This window comes from Catenulispora subtropica, from assembly GCF_039531675.1.
Taxonomy (GTDB): Bacteria; Actinomycetota; Actinomycetes; order Streptomycetales; family Catenulisporaceae; genus Catenulispora; species Catenulispora subtropica.
In genome coordinates this window covers 79,813-95,213 of sequence record NZ_BAAAQM010000033.1, presented here as the reverse complement: position 1 = coordinate 95,213, position 15,401 = coordinate 79,813, and the positions used below count along the sequence as shown (strand labels likewise).

Below are 15,401 nucleotides of genomic sequence, written 5' to 3'. Positions count from 1 at the left end.
ACCGCACCGCTCTCACTCCCCGTGCCTCCCGGCCAGCCACACCACGGCATAGGGCCCCACGGTCACGCACCCCGAATCCGGGAGCCAGTCCCATCCGTGCCCGGCATCGGCCGTGACGGCACCCAGGTTCCCGCTCCCGGCGCCGTCGTACTCCGGAGCGTCGGTGTTCAGCACCTCCCGCCACGTCCCGGCCCACGGCAGCCCGACCCGCCAGTCCCGGATCTCGTTCCCCGAGAAGTTCGCGACGCAGACCACCGCGTCCCCGTCGCGGCCGTAGCGGACGAACGAGATCATGTTCGCATCGGCATGAGCCCCTCCCCAGTGCGTCCCGGCGGGGTCGTCCTCGCGCGACCACAAGGGCGCCAGTTCCTGGTAACGCCGGTTCATGTCGACCATCAGGCGCGCCACCCCGTCGCCTTCCTTGGCGCCGTCCCAGTCCAGGCCCCACTGTTCGCTCCACTCCCCCCGCTGGCCGAACTCCCCGCCCATGAACAGAAGCTTCTTGCCGGGGAACGCCCACTGGTACGCGAGCAATCCGCGCAGACCCGCCAACTGCTGCCACCGCGTTCCGGGGAGCTTCCCGGCCAGCGAGCCCTTGCCGTGCACCACCTCGTCGTGTGACAGCGGCAGCAGGTCGTGCTCCATGAACGCGTACGACGAAGGGCGGCGCAGCTCGTCGAAGTGGTACCGGCGGAACACCGGCTCGATGGTCAGGCAGCGCAGGGTGTTGTTCATCCACCCCAGGTTCCACTTCAGGTCGAAGCCCAGCCCGTCGTCCGGCACCGGACGCGTGACGCCGGGCCAGGCCGCCGACTCCTCGGCCGCCAGCACCACCGAGGGGTGCAACCGGTGCAGCTCCATCGTCAGGATCTTGACGAAGTCGACGGCCTCCAGGTTCGTCGTGCCGCCGAAGACGTTCGGCTCCCAGGCGCCGGGCTGCCGCGAGTAGTCCAGGAACAGCATCGAGGACACCGCGTCGACCCGGATCCCGTCGGCGTGGAACTCCTCGATCCAGTACAGCGCGCTGCCGATCAGGAAGTTGCGCACGTGCGGGTGCCCGAAGTCGAAGATGAGGCTGCCCCAGTCGGGATGCTCGCCACGGCGCGGATCAGGGTGCTCATACAGCGGCTCCCCGTCGTAACGCGCCAGGGCCCAGTCGTCCCGGGGGAAGTGCGCCGGCACCCAGTCCAGGATCACCGCGATGCCCGCCCGGTGGAAGGCGTCGATCAGCCGCCGCAGGCCGTCCGGGTCGCCCAGCCGCGCGGTCGGCGCGAAGAACCCCGTCGGCTGATAGCCCCACGAGCCGCCGAAGGGGTGCTCCATCACCGGCAGGAACTCGACATGGGTGAACCCGAGCCCCGCCACGTGCGCGACCAACTGCTCGGCGAGGTCGTCATAGGACAGTCCCGGACGCCACGACTGCAGGTGCACCTCGTACACCGCCATCGGGCGGTTCGGCGACACCCGCCGCCCGTCCCGGTGCCGCGCCATCCACTCCCCGTCGGTCCACGTGTGTGTGGACTCGAACACCACCGACGCGGTCGCCGGCGGAGTCTCGCAGGCGAACGCCACCGGGTCCGCCTTGAGCCGCCAGACCCCGTCGCTGCCGAGGATCTTGTACTTGTAGCGATCACCCGGACGGGCGTCGGGCGAGAACCCGAACCAGTTCCCGTTCTCGTCCCGGGTCAGCTCGACCCCGCGGTGCGGGTCCCAGCCGTTGAAGTCGCCTTCGACGTTCACTTGCCGGGCGTGCGGCGCCCACACGCCGAAGCGGACCCCCTCCGGCTCCACGTGCGCCCCGTACCCGTGCCAGTAGCGCATCTCCCCGGACCCGCCCGCCGACCCGGCGTAGTCCTCGGCGGGCCGTACGGGCGCGCCGATGAAGGCCCTCTCGCCCGGACCGCCCGGACCGCCCAGACCGCCCGGACCACCAGTTCCGCCCGGACCACTCGTTCCGCCCGTTACGCCCACGTCCCGGCCCGCGTTCCAGCTCACGGCAGCAGCCCCGCCGACTCCAACAGGTTCCCCTCGGGGATCAGGATCGGTTCCCGTTCCGGCGCCAGCCGCGTCATGCCGGCCACCTTGCGGTGCCTGGCCTCGGCCGTCACCGCCGCGTACACGCCGGCGGTGGCGTCGGCGACGCTGCTCCAGCCGTACCGGTCGCGCACCATCGCGTGCGCCGCGGTCGCCATGCTCTGCGCCGACGCCCGGTCGCTGATCAGGCTGCTGACGGACTCGGCGAGCGCCTCGGTGTCCCGGGCCCGGAACCTCAGGCCGGTGACGCCCGGCTCGACGATCTCGGCCAGGCCGCCGGTCTCGGACACCGCCAGCGGCGCCCCGGCCGCGGCGGCCTCCAGCGCCACCAGGCCGAAGGGCTCGTAGATGCTGGGCACGACCATCGCGTCGGTGGAGGCCATGGTCGAGGACAGCCCGGGGGCCGGGACGAAGCCGGTGAAGCTGACCTCGCGGTGCAGGCCGAGCTGGCCGGCGGTGGCCTCCAGCTCGCCGCGCTGCGGTCCGTCGCCGGCGATCACGACGCGCAGCCCGGGGTGCCGCCGCCGCAGCTCCGGCACCGCGTGCAGCAGGTGCTGCACGCCCTTCTCGTAGACCAGCCGGCCGGCGAAGCCGATCAGCGGCCCGGAGTCGGCGTAGCGGGAGCGGGACGCGGCGACCTCGGCCGGATCGGGGCGCCAGCGGGGCATGTCGACGCCGTTGGGGATGATCGCGGTCTTGGCCTCGGGCACTCCGAGCAGCGCGTCGACCTCGCGGCCCATGTAGCGGGAGCAGACCAGCACCCGTTCGGCCTCGGAGCCGAGCCAGCACTCGACGGAGTGGATGGCGCGGTTCAGGTCGCCGGGCAGCCAGCCCTGGTGCCGTCCGGCCTCGGTGGCGTGCACGGTGGCCACCAGCGGCACCCGCAGATGGTCCTTCATGGTGACGGCGGTGTGGGTGACCAGCCAGTCGTGCGCGTGCACGAGGTCGAACTCGCCGCCTTCGGCGGCGCTCAGGGCGGCGCGGGTCAGGGTGTGGTTGAAGGCCATGGTCCAGGCCAGCAGGTGCGGGGTGTCGAACGGGATGGCCGGCGGGTCCTCAGGGGCCCGGACCACGCGCACCCCCTCCACGACCTCCTCCAGCGGCGCGCCGGGGGCGTGCCGGGTGGCCACGGTGACCTGGTGTCCGGCCCGGGCCAGGTTCCGCGCCAGCGCGTGCACGTGCCGGCCCAGTCCGCCCACCACGACCGGCGGGTACTCCCAGGACAGCATCAGCACCCGCATCCCGCGGCCGGTGGTGCGGGGTGGACCCGGACGCGCCGCCCGGACCATCGCCATCCCGCGGTTGTCCCTGCTGGTCATGGTCATCTCGCGCGCCGATCCGGACATCAGCCTTGCTCCCCTGTGCTTGTGCGTGGTGGTTCTTGGTGCGTCATGGCGATCTCGGTCCAGCCGCGCAGCGCTTCGGCCACCGACCAGGCCTGGAACGGGCAGCCGGTGGTGGCGTGCGGCGCGGCCCCCTCGCAGGTCTCGGACACCGAGCCGAGGCCGGCCTCGCCGAGGTGGCCGGGCAGGGCGCCGAACACGGCGCGTTCGGTCTCTTTCGGGGCGCCCGCCGCGGCGAGCGCGTCGCGGTAGGGACCGAGCAGCCACGGCCACACGGTCCCTTGGTGGTAGGCCGCGTCCCTTTGCTGCGGGGTGCCTCGGTGGTGCGGTCGGTAGGCCGGGTCGTCGGGCGACAGCGTGCGGAGCCCGAGCGGTGTCGGCAGCTTGCGGCCGAGCACGGCGGCGGGCAGCTGCCCGCGCAGCGGGCCGTACGGGAGGCTGTAGGCGAGCAGTTGGTTGGGGCGCAGCGCGCCGTCGTCGCCGGTGGGGCCGTCGACGATGTCGTAGAGCCCGCCGCCGTCCGGGTTCGGGAACCGGCGCCGGAACGAGGTGACGGCGGCTTCGTAACGCTGCCGGACCGCGGTGGCGTCTCTGCCGATCGCCTTCCACAGGTCGCCGACGGTGCCCAGGGCGTTGATCCACAGGGCGTTGATCTCGACCGCCTTGCCGCCGCGCCCGGTCACCGGGTTCCCGTCGATCCGGGCGTCCATCCAGGTCAGCGCGCAGTGGTCGGCACCCTGGACGAGCAGCGAGTCCGCGGGGTCCACCCGGATGCCGTAGCGGGTGCCGTCCAGATGGGCCCGCAGGATCCGGTCGAGGTCCGGCGCGAGCTCGGCGGCGAGGTCGGCGTCTCCGGCGGCGGCGACGTGGCGCCCGACGGCGTGGACGAACCACAGGGTGGCGTCGGCGGTGTTGTACTCGACCGAGCCGGTGTCGGCGGTGTTGGCGAGCATGCCCTCCGACAGGGTCGCGGCGTAGGCGCTCAGCAGGCGGCGGCCTTCGGCGGCGCGGTCGGCGGCGAGGAACAGGCCTTCGTAGGAGAGCATCGTGTCCCGCGACCAGGTGCCGAACCACGGATAGCCGGCGATCACGTCGGGGGCGGCGGCGCCGGCGACCACGAAGGCGTCGGCGGCCAGCAGAAGCCGGGCGGCGACGGTGTCGGCGCCCTTGGCCTCGATCGCGCGGGCCCGCTCGCGCGCGGCGGCGACGATCCGCGCGGCCGGGGGCGGCACGGCTTCGAGGTCGTCGGCCCAGGCCGTGATCTCCAGGGTCTGGCCGGGCCGGGCCAGATCGGCGGAGAACGATCCCGCGCACCACAGGTCCTCGCGGGCGCCGAGGCCGCGGGCGGCTTCCTCCCGGAGGTGGACGTCGCGGTACCACTGGCCGGCGGCGTGCCATCCGGGGCCGGCGACCCGGTAGGCCTCGTCGATGATCACACCGTCGGCCGTCGCCCGTATGGCCGGATCACCGCCGGCGGCGAAGCGCTCACCGTGCTGATCGCGCCATGTGGCCAGGGCTTCCACGCGCAGCGTCACTGGACCGCCGCTGACCAGGCGGTACACGTAGCCGTACGCCGGACGGCCGGGTACCGCGGCGAGCTCGGCCTCCAGGACCACGTCCCCGGTCCGCCAGCGCCAGCGCGGCAGGCCCTGCTCCAGGTGGAAGCTCTCCAGCAGGGTGTTTCCTGCCGGGGAGACCGCCCCGGAAGCCCATTCGTGGGTCGCCAGGCGGACGTCGGCCCCGGACTCGGCGACCAGCACCGGGTCCAGGGCCGCCAGGCCGACGCGGCGCGCGCTCCCGCCGTTCGCGGCCGCCACTAACAGAGCGTGATACCTGCGGGTCCGCAGGCCGCTGACGGTGCCCATCGCGTAGCCCCCGACGCCGTCGGGGACAAGCCACTCGCGGGCGGCGCCCTCGGACAGGTCGCCGCACAGCCGGGTACCGAAGATGTAAGGGTCGGGGATGGCCACGAGCGCCATGCTCGCAGCCGAGTTGGTCGCGCGCATTTCGTGGACCCTGCTTAGGGTCGAAACGCAAGCGGTCGCCGAGAGGCCTGAGAGACGCGAGGACACGGTGAGCACAGCAGAGCAGGCGCGCCTGGACCAGTGTGGCGACGGGGGCGGCGAGCCATGGCAGGCATGGGGGCCGTACCTGTCGGAACGGGCTTGGGGGACGGTGCGCGAGGATTACTCGCCCGGCGGAACGGCCTGGGACTACGTCCCGCACGACCACGCCCGCTCCCGCGCGTTCCGGTGGAGCGAGGACGGCATGGCGGGCATCTGCGACCTCGAGCAGTTGTTCTGCTTCTCGCTGGCGTTCTGGAACGGCCGCGACCCGATCCTGAAGGAACGTGCGTTCGGGCTGACCGGCGGTGAGGGGAACCACGGCGAGGACGTGAAGGAGTACTGGTGGTACCTGGACTCCACGCCGACGCACTCGTGGATGCGGTGGCGCTATCACTACCCGCAGGACGAGTTCCCGTACAACGACCTGGTGCACACCAACCAGGCGCGGGGCGTCCACGAACCGGAGTACGAACTCGTCGACACCGGGGTGTTCGACGACGACCGGTACTGGCGGATCACGGCCGACTACGCCAAGGCCGGGCCGCGGGACATGTGCATCCGGATCCACGTGGAGAACAAGGGGCCTGACGAGGAGACGCTGCATGTGCTGCCGCACCTGTGGTTCCGCAACAGGTGGTCGTGGGACCTGTCCGGCGGGCGGGAGCCGAAGCCGGCCCTGATCGGCGAGGCCGGGCGGCTGGTCGGCGAGCACCACTCCCTCGGGCGCATCGTGCTGGACGGCGCCGGGGCGCCGGAAGCCCTGGTCTGCGACAACGATACGAACACGCGGCGGCTGTTCGGCATCGACGGCCCGCGCTACCCCAAGGACGGGATCAACGACCACGTCGTGAACGGCGCCGACACGGTCAACCCGGAGCACCGCGGGACCAAGGGCGCGCTGCACTACGTGCTCACGGTGCCGGCCGGCGGGACGGCCGAGATCCGGCTGCGGATGCGGACCGAGGGCCCGGCCGAGACGCCGGTGGGCTCCGCGTTCGCCATGCACCTCGGCAGCGAGTTCGACGAGGCGATGGCGCAGCGCGAGGCCGAGGCGGACGAGTACTTCCGGGAGCTGACACCGGCGGCGTGCACGCCCGACGAGGCGAACGTCCTGCGCCAGGCCGTGGCCGGGATGATGTGGTCGAAGCAGTTCTACCACTACAACGTCTCGCGCTGGCTGGAGGGCGACCCGGCGCAGCCGCCGCCGCCCGAGGGCCGGCGGCACGGGCGCAACGCGCACTGGTGGACGCTGTCGGCGCGCGACGTGATCGTGATGCCGGACCCGTGGGAGTACCCGTGGTTCGCGGCCTGGGACCTGGCGTTCCACTGCGTGGCGCTGGCCCCGGTGGACCCGGCGCTGGCCAAGCGGCAGCTGCTGTTGCTGCTCCAGGAGTGGTACCTGCACCCCAGCGGGCAGATCCCGGCCTACGAGTGGGCGTTCAGCGACGACAACCCGCCGGTGCAGGCGTGGGCGGCGCTGCAGATCTTCCGCATGGACGGCGGATGGGACTACGAGTTCCTGAAGCGGGTGTTCCACAAGCTGCTGATGAACTTCACCTGGTGGGTGAACCGCGTCGACCACGACGGCAACAACGTCTTCGAAGGCGGCTTCCTGGGCCTGGACAACATCGGGCCGTTCGACCGCGACGCCGGCGTGCCGGTCGGCGACCTGCTGGAGCAGAGCGACGGCACGGCGTGGATGGCGATGTACGCGCTGAACCTGATGGACATCTCGCTGGTGCTGGCCGAGCACGACGCGGTGTACCGCGAGATGGTCATGAAGTTCTTCGAGCACTTCGGCCTGATCGCGGCCGCGGCCAACGCGATCGGGCTGTGGAACGAGGAGGACGGGTTCTTCTACGACGTGCTGCGCACCAGGCACGGGAACCACATCCCGATGAAGGTGCGCTCCGTCGTCGGCCTGCTGCCGCTGGTCGCCACCACGTCGGTGCGGGCGGACGCCATGCAGGCGGTGCCGGAGCTGACCAAGCGGGTGCAGTGGTTCTTCGAGAACCAGAGCGACAAGGCCAACCTGCTGATGGGCTGCGTCGACATGAACCAGTCGCACCGGCTGCTGACGATGGTGACGTTCGACCAGCGTCCGCGGATCCTGGCGCGGATGCTGGACGAGGGCGAGTTCCTGTCGGAGCACGGCCTGCGGGCGCTGTCGCGGGTGCACAAGGAGCAGCCGTACCGGCTGAACGTGAACGGCACCGACTACAGCGTCGACTATCAGCCGGGCGAGTCGAACATGTCCATGTTCGGCGGGAACTCCAACTGGCGCGGGCCGGTGTGGTTCCCGGTGAACTACCTGCTGATCGACGCGCTGGACACCCATCAGGACTTCTTCGGGGACGCGATCACGATTCCGTACCCGAGCGGCGCCGAGCGGCAGGCCACGTACGGCGAGATCGCGGACGACCTGGCCGGGCGGCTGGTCGGCATCTTCCTGAACGACAGAACGGGACGACGCCCGGTGTTCGGCGACGTGAAGATCTTCCAGGAGGACCCGGCCTGGCACGACCACATCCCGTTCCACGAGTACTTCCACGGCGACACGGGCGTCGGCCTCGGGGCCGCGCACCAGACCGGGTGGACGGCGCTGGCGATCAACCTTCTGCTGCGCAAGGGCCGGGTCCGGGACAAGCAGGCGTGACAGCGGAGTGGGCATAGACGAGACTCCGCTGCGATCATCAGCCCATGGGGATGATCAACGCACCGGAGTTCGTCGACCGCTGGGCCGCCGCCTGGAACGCGCACGACCTCGAAGCCGTGCTGGCGCACTTCACCGACGACGCCGAGTTCGCCTCGCCGGTGGCGGTGCAGCTGCTGCCGGACAGCGACGGGGTCGTGCGCGGGAAGGAGGCGCTGCGCGCGTACTGGGCGGAGGGGCTGCGGCGGATTCCGGACCTGCGGTTCGAGGTGCTCGGGTACTACGTCGGCGTCGACATGCTGGTCATCAACTACCGGAACCAGATCGGCCGGCTGGTCAACGAGGTTCTGATCCTCGGTGAGGACGGGCTGGTGACGCGGGGGTACGGGACGTACCTGGACGCCGATGGCAATCCGGCGGGCGCGCGTCCCTGACGCGCGCCCGGCTGTCCTGCGAGGTAACCACTTGCGCACGTCGGCAGCCGCGCCCGGGCCTCACCCGCGCCGGTATGGCCTCCGGACACCTCCGCAAGGCCAACGCCGTGCGGCGACCACATTGCTGCTGCGTTAACTCCTTCATACCGTCACCACGACACGTGACCGGCGACACAACGGACCGGCAGATTCCTGATACAGGGAGGTCACAGTGGTGCGAACAAGAAGGTTCACGGGAGCGCGGGGATGGCGCAGACGGCTCGCGGCGGTGGCGGGAAGCACCCTGCTGCTGGCTTCGGTGGGGATCGCGGTGAGTGCCGAGCCTGCTGTGGCGGCGCCGACGCTGACGCAGGTGTCGAACTTCGGGAGCAATCCCGGCGGGTTGAACATGTACAGCTACCTGCCGACGAATCTCGCTGCGAAGCCGGCCGTGGTGCTCGCGCTGCACGGCTGCACGCAGTCGGCGAACGACTACTACGCCGATTCCGGGTGGTCCAAGTACGCCGACCTCTACGGTTTCGCCGTCGTCTACGCCGAGCAGCCGTCCGGGACGGGACTCACCGCCAAGTGCTTCGACTGGGGTGACACGAGCAACGACACTCGGGGCAACGGGCAGGCGCTGTCCGTCTACCAGATGGTGCAGTACGCCGAGGCGCACTACAACGCCGATCCGGCACGTGTCTTCATCACCGGGCTGTCGGCCGGCGGAGGCATGACCGCTGATCTGCTCGCCGACTATCCGGACGTCTTCGCGGCGGGGGCCATCGACTCGGGGCCGCCGGCGCAGTGCACCACCGCCGGGATCACCGACTCGAACTGCACGTCGAACAACAGCAACACCAAGACGCCGCAGCAGTGGGGCGACCTGGTGCGGGCGTCGAATCCCGGATACACCGGGCCCTGGCCACGGGTTCAGGTGTGGAACGGCGCGGCGGACTATCTCGTCAAGCCCGTCGCGATGGACGAGTCCCGCGACCAGTGGACCAACGTGTGGGGCATCAGTCAGACGCCGTCGAGTACGACCACACTCACCGGCAGCACCGCTGAGAGCATCTACAACGACTCCACGGGCAAGCCGGCGGTCGAGACGTTCTCGATCCCGAACATGGGCCACGGCCTGGCGGTGCATCCCGGATCGGCGATCGACAACTGTGGAACGACCGGCGCCTACTTCCTCGACTACATCTGCTCCAGTTACTACTCGATGAAGTTCTTCGGCCTGGACAGCCAGTCGCAGACGCCCCTGCCCGCCCCGACCGGGCTGTCCGTGACCGGTACGACCGACAACTCGGCGTCCCTGTCGTGGAACGCGGTCAGCGGTGCGGCGTCGTACAACGTCTACCGAGGCGGCACCAAGGTCAACACGGCCGCGGTCACGGCCACCTCGTTCACGGATACCGGCTTGGCGGCGGGGACTTCGTACTCGTACACGGTCGCCGCGGTCGACGGCTCCGGGAACGTCGGCAGCCAGTCCGGCGCGGTCACCGCCACGACGAGTGGAACGCCCTCCCAGCTCCCCGCGCCGACCGGGCTCAGCGTCACGGGGACCACGAGCAGCTCGGTGACGCTGGGCTGGAACGCCGTGAGCGGCGCCGCGTCGTACAACGTCTACCGGGGCGGCACCAAGGTCAACGGAGCACCGGTGACCTCGGCCTCTTACACCGACACCGGCTTGACCTCGGGAACGTCGTACTCCTACACCGTCGCGGCCGTCGACTCCGCCGGCACCGTCGGCGCCCAGTCGGCCACAGTCACCGGCACTCCGAGCGCTCCGCTGCCCAACTGCTTCACGACCGACAACGTGTCCCAGAACCTCGCGGGCCGCTCCTACTTCTTCTACGGAGGCGACAGTTACGCCATCGGCTCGAACCAGGACATGGGAAAGTACAGCTCGACCGTCATCAGCAGCCTGCAACAGACGTCCCCCGGCTACTGGATCGTCGTGCCGCACTGCTGACGCGATGAACAGCGAGTTCAGGGCTGACTGACTGGCGGATCCAGGGGGAACGCATGGGCGACGGCGACGACGCCGAAGAACTCCGCCAGCGATTCGACGACGGCGAACCGGGCCTGGATCACACCCAGGCTCGGTTCGCCGGGAAGCCTCTCGGCGTCGTCGCCCGCTCCGGCTATGCCGCGGTGTCCCGCACGGACCTGGCCGACCCCTGGGCCCGCGGCATCTCGGCCGCGAGGGCGTCACGTCGGGAATCTCGACAGCACCTCGACGTTCGTGGTGTAGCCCTCCAGGACGTCCGGGATCGGCTCCAGGCCCAGGCCGGGGGCGTCCGGGACCGCGATGCGGCCGTCGTGCATGGTGATCGGCTGGGTGACGTCGGTCGTGAAGTAGCGTTCCGAGGGGGCGATGTCGGCGGGCAGGGTGAAGCCGGGCAGGGAGGCCAGGGCCAGGTTCGCGGCCTGGCCGAGGCCGGTCTCCAGCATGCCGCCGCACCAGACGGGGATGCTGTGGGCGGTGCAGACGTCGTGGATGCGGCGGGCTTCGAGGTAGCCGCCGACGCGGCCGGCCTTGATGTTGACGACGGCGCAGGCGCCGAGGGCGATGGCGTCGACGGCGGAGCGGGCCGAGGTGATGGACTCGTCGAGGCAGATCGGGGTGCGCAGCATGCGGGCCAGGGTGGCGTGGTCGCGCAGGTCGGCGGCGCTGAGCGGCTGTTCGAGCATGACGAGGTCGAAGGCGTCGAGGGCGGCCAGGTGGCGGGCGTCGGCGAGGGTGTAGGCGGCGTTGGCGTCGGCCTGGAGGGCGACGGTGGGGAAGCGTTCGCGGATCGCGCGCACCGGGGCGAGGTCCCAGCCCGGTTCGATCTTCAGCTTGATGCGGCGGTAGCCCTCGTCGACGTAGGCGCTGACCTCGTCGACCAGCTCGTCGAGCGAGTCGGCGATGCCGACGGACACGCCGCAGTCGACGGCGTCGCGGACCGCGCCCAGGTGGTCCGCGTAGGAGGTGCCGTTGGCGCGCAGCCAGGCGTCCGTCACCGCCATCTCGACGGTGGCCTTCGCCATCGGGTTGCCGGGGACGGCGGCCATCGCCGCGGCGGCCTTGGCCGGGGTGAGGTCGTCGACCGCGGCCACCAGCGGGAGCAGGAAGCGTTTGATGACGTCGGCGCAGCCGTCGAGGTACTCCTCGCAGTAGCCGGGTTCGGGGAGCGCGACGCACTCGCCCCAGCCGTGGCCCTCGGAGGTCTCGGCCCGCAGCAGCAAGATGTCGCGGCGGAGCTCCAGGCCCAGCGAGGTGCGGAACGGCGTCCGCAGGGGCATGTCGATCCGGCGGAGTTCCACGCGCTCGAACTTCATGGCCTCATTCTGTCGCGAACCAGCGCTCCAGTGTGGCAGCACTCTGTATTACGGCGGTACGTGCCGCGTCGACGGAGTCCAGCATGGTGAAGAACCCGTGCACCATTCCCGGGTATCGGGTGATTTCGACGTCGACCCCGGCGTCGGCGAGCCGGGCGGCGTACTCCTCCCCCTGATCGCGCAGCGGGTCGTACTCGGCGGTGATGACGAGCGCCGGCGGCAGGCCGGTGAGATCGGGGGCGCGCAGCGGGGAGGCGAGGGGGTCGGCGGCGTCGGCGTCGTCGGCGAGGTAGTGGCCGCGGTACCAGCCGACGGACCGGTGGTTGAAGAGCCACGGGTCGTCGTGGGCGCGCAGGGACTCGTCGTCGGCGAGCTGGTCGGTGTTGGGGTAGACCAGCAGCTGGCCGGCGAGCCGGACCGCGGGCTCGGTGCGGGTCAGCAGGGCGACGGCGGCGGCGAGGTTGCCGCCCGCGCTGTCGCCGCCGACCGCCAGGCGGGAGGGGTCGGCGCCGAACTCGGCGGCGTGGGCGGCGACGTAGGCGACGGCCTCGTGGCAGTCCTCGACGGCGGCCGGGAAGCGGTGCTCGGGAGCGAGACGGTAGCCGACGGAGATGACCAGGCACCCGGCGGTGTTGGCCAGGCTGCGGCAGACGGCGTCGCAGGTCTCGAGGCTGCCCAGGGTCCAGCCGCCGCCGAAGAAGTACAGCAGGGCCGGGAGCGGCTGCTCGGCGCGCGGCCGGTAGACCCGGACCGGGATCTTGCGGTCGGTGAGGGGCAGCAGGTGGTCGGTGACCTCGTGCACGGGCTCGGGCTCGCCGGCCTCGGCCTGGATCGAGGCGAGGTCGGCGGCGCGCGCCTCGGCGAGGCTGAGGGTGTAGAGCTGCGGGGCGCCGGCGCGGACGCGGCGTTCGCGCATGGCTTGGATCTGGGGATCGAGCGGCATCAGGGCTCCCGGCTGTGGAGGGTGGTGGACGGGGGAGAAAGCAGGGCTCCCAGAGCCCTGATCGTCTCGGTGGCGGCGACGGTTTGGGCGCGGGCGTTGCCGTGGAGGCCGTCGGTGCTGGTGGAGTCCATGGCGGAGGCGATGGGGTGGCGGGCGAGGTCGACGTGGACGGTGCCGAGGTCCGCGGCGATCGCCGCGGTGCGGGCGCCGAGGGCGGCCATCCGTTCGGTGCCGCTGGGGCGCAGCCAGGCCGGCAGGCTGGGGTAGGCGGGGCGGACGAAGATGGAGACGGTGACCACCAGGACGCCTCGGCCTTGGAGGGCGCTGATGATGGCGGCCTTGTCGGCGTCCACGTCGTCGGCGCGGGTCTCGTAGCCGGGCCGGAGGGCGTCGTTCGCGCCGCAGGCGACGAGGGCGAGGTCGGGTGCCCAGGCCAGCGCGGCGTCGAGTTGGCCGGCGCGGACTTCGTGCGCGCGCAGGCCGCGTCGGCCGAGGTTGAGGTACTGGAGGTCGGGCTGGACGGCCGCGAGTTCGGCGGCGACACGGTCGGCGAACGGGAGAGGGCTGTAGCCGGGCACCGGTTCGCTGACGCCCTCGGCGATGCTGTCGCCGAGGACGGCGAACCGGCGCCACGGGTGGCCGTCGAGCAGCTTCCCGGCCTCCCCGGGGTCCAGGCAGTACGGGTCGGCGGCTTCGAGGGCGAAGTCGGTCATGGCCGCCACGGGACCAGGTCGACGCTGAACGGGGCCCGGCCCTCGCAGGCGACGGCCGCCCGGAAGCCCGCGGGGATCCCGGTCCCGAGGTCGAGGACCCGGTAGGCCGACGAGGGGGTCTCGACGACCGCGTGGTCCGTCGTGGGCAGCGGCAGGATCTGGGTCAGCCGCCCGCCGGCAGCCTTCGAGACCGCTTCCTTCCGGGCCCAGAGCCGGGCGAACGTCTCCACCGGGTCGTCGGCTTCGGCCACGCTCTCAGCCTCCTGCGGAGCGAAGTACCTGCGTGCCATGGCGACCACGGCCAGCCCGGGCACGTGGCGCTGCACGTCGACCCCGACGGCACGCTTGTCGGACAAGGCGATCAAGCAGAGCCCCCCGGAGTGCGAGAGATTCACCTCGACCCCGGTCCACCTGCCGTCGAGCTCCGGTTTCCCATGCCGCCCGATCCGCCATGTCAGCTCACCGGGCGGCGCGCCCAGGTACTCCCCCGCGATCCGCCGCACCGCCCCGTGCGCCACGACGAACCGCCGCCGGCCGTCCTCCGTGTCCTTGCAGTCCGCACGCCGCCGCTCGTCGTGGTCCAGCAGCGCGTAGAGGTCCGCGACCCCCCGCGTCGTGACCCGGTCGTCGACCAGCCATGCGGTGACCTCGTTCACGACACCCGGTCCCGCACGAACTTCCCGAGCCGCGCCACGCCCTCCTCGACCTGGTCCGGATCGAGCACGCTGCACGACAGCCGGATCGCGCGCTCGCCCCCGTCCGCCGCGTAGAAGTACCGCATGGGCGTCCACAGCACGCCGTACTCGCGCGCCGACACCTCCAGCAGCGCCTCGTCGGCTTCGAACGGCACGTTCAGCACCGCGAAGAACCCGCCTTCGGGTGCGTTCCAGGTGATCCGCGGGTCGTCGCCGAACTCCCGCGCCAGTGCGGCCAGCAGGGTCCGCAGGTTCCCGCGGTAGTGCTCGGCCTTGCCGCGGTTGGCGGCGCGCAGGCTGCAGCCGGAGTCGATCAGCATGCCGCCGACCACCGCCTGGGCGATCGGCGAGGTGTTGACCGTCAGCATGCTCTTCACGGTGGAGAGCTCGTCGGCCAGCAGCGTGCGGCGGCCGGAGGCGTCGACCACCGGCTGGTCGGCGACCAGGAAGCCCACGCGCGCGCCGGGGAACACCGACTTCGCGAAGGAGCCCAGGTAGATCACGCGGTGGTCGGTGTCCAGCGCTTTGAGAGCCGGCCTCGGCTCGTCGTCGAGCCCGAACAGGCCGTAGGGGTCGTCCTCCAGGATCAGCAGGTCGGCCTCGCGGGCGGCGTCGAGCAGTCGCCGCCGGACCGGGACCGGCATGGACACGCCGGAGGGGTTGGCGAAGTTCGGGACGACGTACAGCGCCCGCGCGCGCCGGCCCGAGGCCCGCACCTCGTGGGCGACCCGCAGCACCGCCTCGGGGTCCAGGCCGCCGGCTGCCTCGGGGACCGAGACGACGTCGACGCCGAGGATCCGGGCCGCGCCGGTGAAGCCGACGTAGCAGGGTTCGACGGCCAGGACCACGTCGTCCGGGCCGGCGCACAGGCCGCGCAGGGCGATGACCATGGCCTCCTGGCAGCCGGCGGTGACCATCACGGCGTCGGCCGGGACCTCGACGCCCTCGTCGGCGGCCAGCATCCGGGCGATCAGGCCGCCGATGACCCCGTTGGTGCGGCCGTACTGCAGCAGCGTCCGGTCGACCTGGGCCGGGGTCAGGCCGCGGCCGGTCAGGTGGTCGCGGTACACGGCCAGGAATCGGTCGATGTCCTGGGCGGTGTAGAACCCGTCGTAGGGCCGTCCCGCCGCCAGCGAGACGGCGTCCGGGAAGCGGGCCGCGACCTCGTTGAGGAAGTTCATCGAGGCCGCCGCCGGGTCGTGGACCGCCAC

The 15,401-nt window shown here is 71.7% G+C and carries 11 protein-coding genes; 3 read left to right on the top strand and 8 right to left on the bottom strand.

All coding sequences use genetic code 11. The features are described 5' to 3' along the window. Positions 1-12 precede the first annotated feature (12 nt). The 3 genes from glgB to ABD466_RS26460 are packed head-to-tail and all read right to left on the bottom strand — an operon-like array spanning position 13 to position 5,383. Positions 13-1,995, bottom strand: a complete 1,983-nt coding sequence (glgB, locus tag ABD466_RS26470; protein WP_344659878.1) for a 1,4-alpha-glucan branching protein GlgB — start codon at positions 1,993-1,995, stop codon at positions 13-15. Next, positions 1,992-3,380, bottom strand: a complete 1,389-nt coding sequence (locus tag ABD466_RS26465) for a glycosyltransferase family 4 protein (protein ID WP_425558741.1) — start codon at positions 3,378-3,380, stop codon at positions 1,992-1,994. Before ABD466_RS26465 ends, glgB begins: the two co-directional genes overlap by 4 nt. After that, a complete protein-coding gene (locus ABD466_RS26460) occupies positions 3,380-5,383 on the bottom strand; it encodes an amylo-alpha-1,6-glucosidase (RefSeq protein ID WP_344659877.1) in 2,004 nt (667 codons plus the stop codon). The genes ABD466_RS26465 and ABD466_RS26460 overlap by 1 nt, the downstream gene beginning before the upstream one ends. 67 nt (positions 5,384-5,450) lie before the next feature. Between ABD466_RS26460 and ABD466_RS26455 the strand changes: the two genes are divergently transcribed. From ABD466_RS26455 to ABD466_RS26445, 3 genes are all read left to right on the top strand, one after another. Beyond that, positions 5,451-8,099 (top strand): MGH1-like glycoside hydrolase domain-containing protein, encoded by a 2,649-nt coding sequence (locus ABD466_RS26455; RefSeq protein ID WP_344659876.1) that lies wholly within the window; start codon positions 5,451-5,453, stop codon positions 8,097-8,099. Positions 8,100-8,143: 44 nt separating this feature from the next. Next, positions 8,144-8,530: a nuclear transport factor 2 family protein gene (locus tag ABD466_RS26450; protein ID WP_344659875.1), complete on the top strand. Its 387-nt coding sequence runs from the start codon at positions 8,144-8,146 to the stop codon at positions 8,528-8,530. Between the two features lie 268 nt (positions 8,531-8,798). Beyond that, positions 8,799-10,487, top strand: coding sequence for an extracellular catalytic domain type 1 short-chain-length polyhydroxyalkanoate depolymerase (locus ABD466_RS26445; protein WP_344659874.1), 1,689 nt, complete (start codon positions 8,799-8,801; stop codon positions 10,485-10,487). Positions 10,488-10,726: 239 nt separating this feature from the next. Here the strand turns inward: ABD466_RS26445 and menC are convergent, their stop codons facing one another. From menC to ABD466_RS26420, 5 genes are read right to left on the bottom strand one after another with little or no spacing between them, the layout of a single operon-like run. Then, positions 10,727-11,839 (bottom strand): o-succinylbenzoate synthase, encoded by a 1,113-nt coding sequence (gene menC, locus ABD466_RS26440; RefSeq protein WP_344659873.1) that lies wholly within the window; start codon positions 11,837-11,839, stop codon positions 10,727-10,729. A 4-nt stretch (positions 11,840-11,843) separates the two neighbouring features. Continuing rightward, complete coding sequence (locus ABD466_RS26435) at positions 11,844-12,782, bottom strand: alpha/beta hydrolase (RefSeq protein WP_344659872.1); 939 nt, start codon at positions 12,780-12,782, stop codon at positions 11,844-11,846. Beyond that, complete coding sequence (locus tag ABD466_RS26430) at positions 12,782-13,495, bottom strand: SGNH/GDSL hydrolase family protein (RefSeq protein ID WP_344659871.1); 714 nt, start codon at positions 13,493-13,495, stop codon at positions 12,782-12,784. The genes ABD466_RS26435 and ABD466_RS26430 overlap by 1 nt, the downstream gene beginning before the upstream one ends. Beyond that, positions 13,492-14,151 (bottom strand): 4'-phosphopantetheinyl transferase family protein, encoded by a 660-nt coding sequence (locus tag ABD466_RS26425; protein ID WP_344659870.1) that lies wholly within the window; start codon positions 14,149-14,151, stop codon positions 13,492-13,494. The genes ABD466_RS26430 and ABD466_RS26425 overlap by 4 nt, the downstream gene beginning before the upstream one ends. Beyond that, a complete protein-coding gene (locus tag ABD466_RS26420) occupies positions 14,148-15,371 on the bottom strand; it encodes an aminotransferase-like domain-containing protein (RefSeq protein WP_344659901.1) in 1,224 nt (407 codons plus the stop codon). The genes ABD466_RS26425 and ABD466_RS26420 overlap by 4 nt, the downstream gene beginning before the upstream one ends. Between the last annotated feature and the right edge of the window lie 30 nt (positions 15,372-15,401).

Coding starts and splice junctions, on each gene's coding strand:
- ABD466_RS26465 (WP_425558741.1), bottom strand. CDS start 3,380: ATGTCCGGATCGGCGCGCGAGATGACCATGACCAGCAGGGACAACCGC.
- ABD466_RS26460 (WP_344659877.1), bottom strand. CDS start 5,383: ATGCGCGCGACCAACTCGGCTGCGAGCATGGCGCTCGTGGCCATCCCC.
- ABD466_RS26450 (WP_344659875.1), top strand. CDS start 8,144: ATGGGGATGATCAACGCACCGGAGTTCGTCGACCGCTGGGCCGCCGCC.
- menC (WP_344659873.1), bottom strand. CDS start 11,839: ATGAAGTTCGAGCGCGTGGAACTCCGCCGGATCGACATGCCCCTGCGG.
- ABD466_RS26435 (WP_344659872.1), bottom strand. CDS start 12,782: ATGCCGCTCGATCCCCAGATCCAAGCCATGCGCGAACGCCGCGTCCGC.
- ABD466_RS26430 (WP_344659871.1), bottom strand. CDS start 13,495: ATGACCGACTTCGCCCTCGAAGCCGCCGACCCGTACTGCCTGGACCCC.
- ABD466_RS26420 (WP_344659901.1), bottom strand. CDS start 15,371: ATGAACTTCCTCAACGAGGTCGCGGCCCGCTTCCCGGACGCCGTCTCG.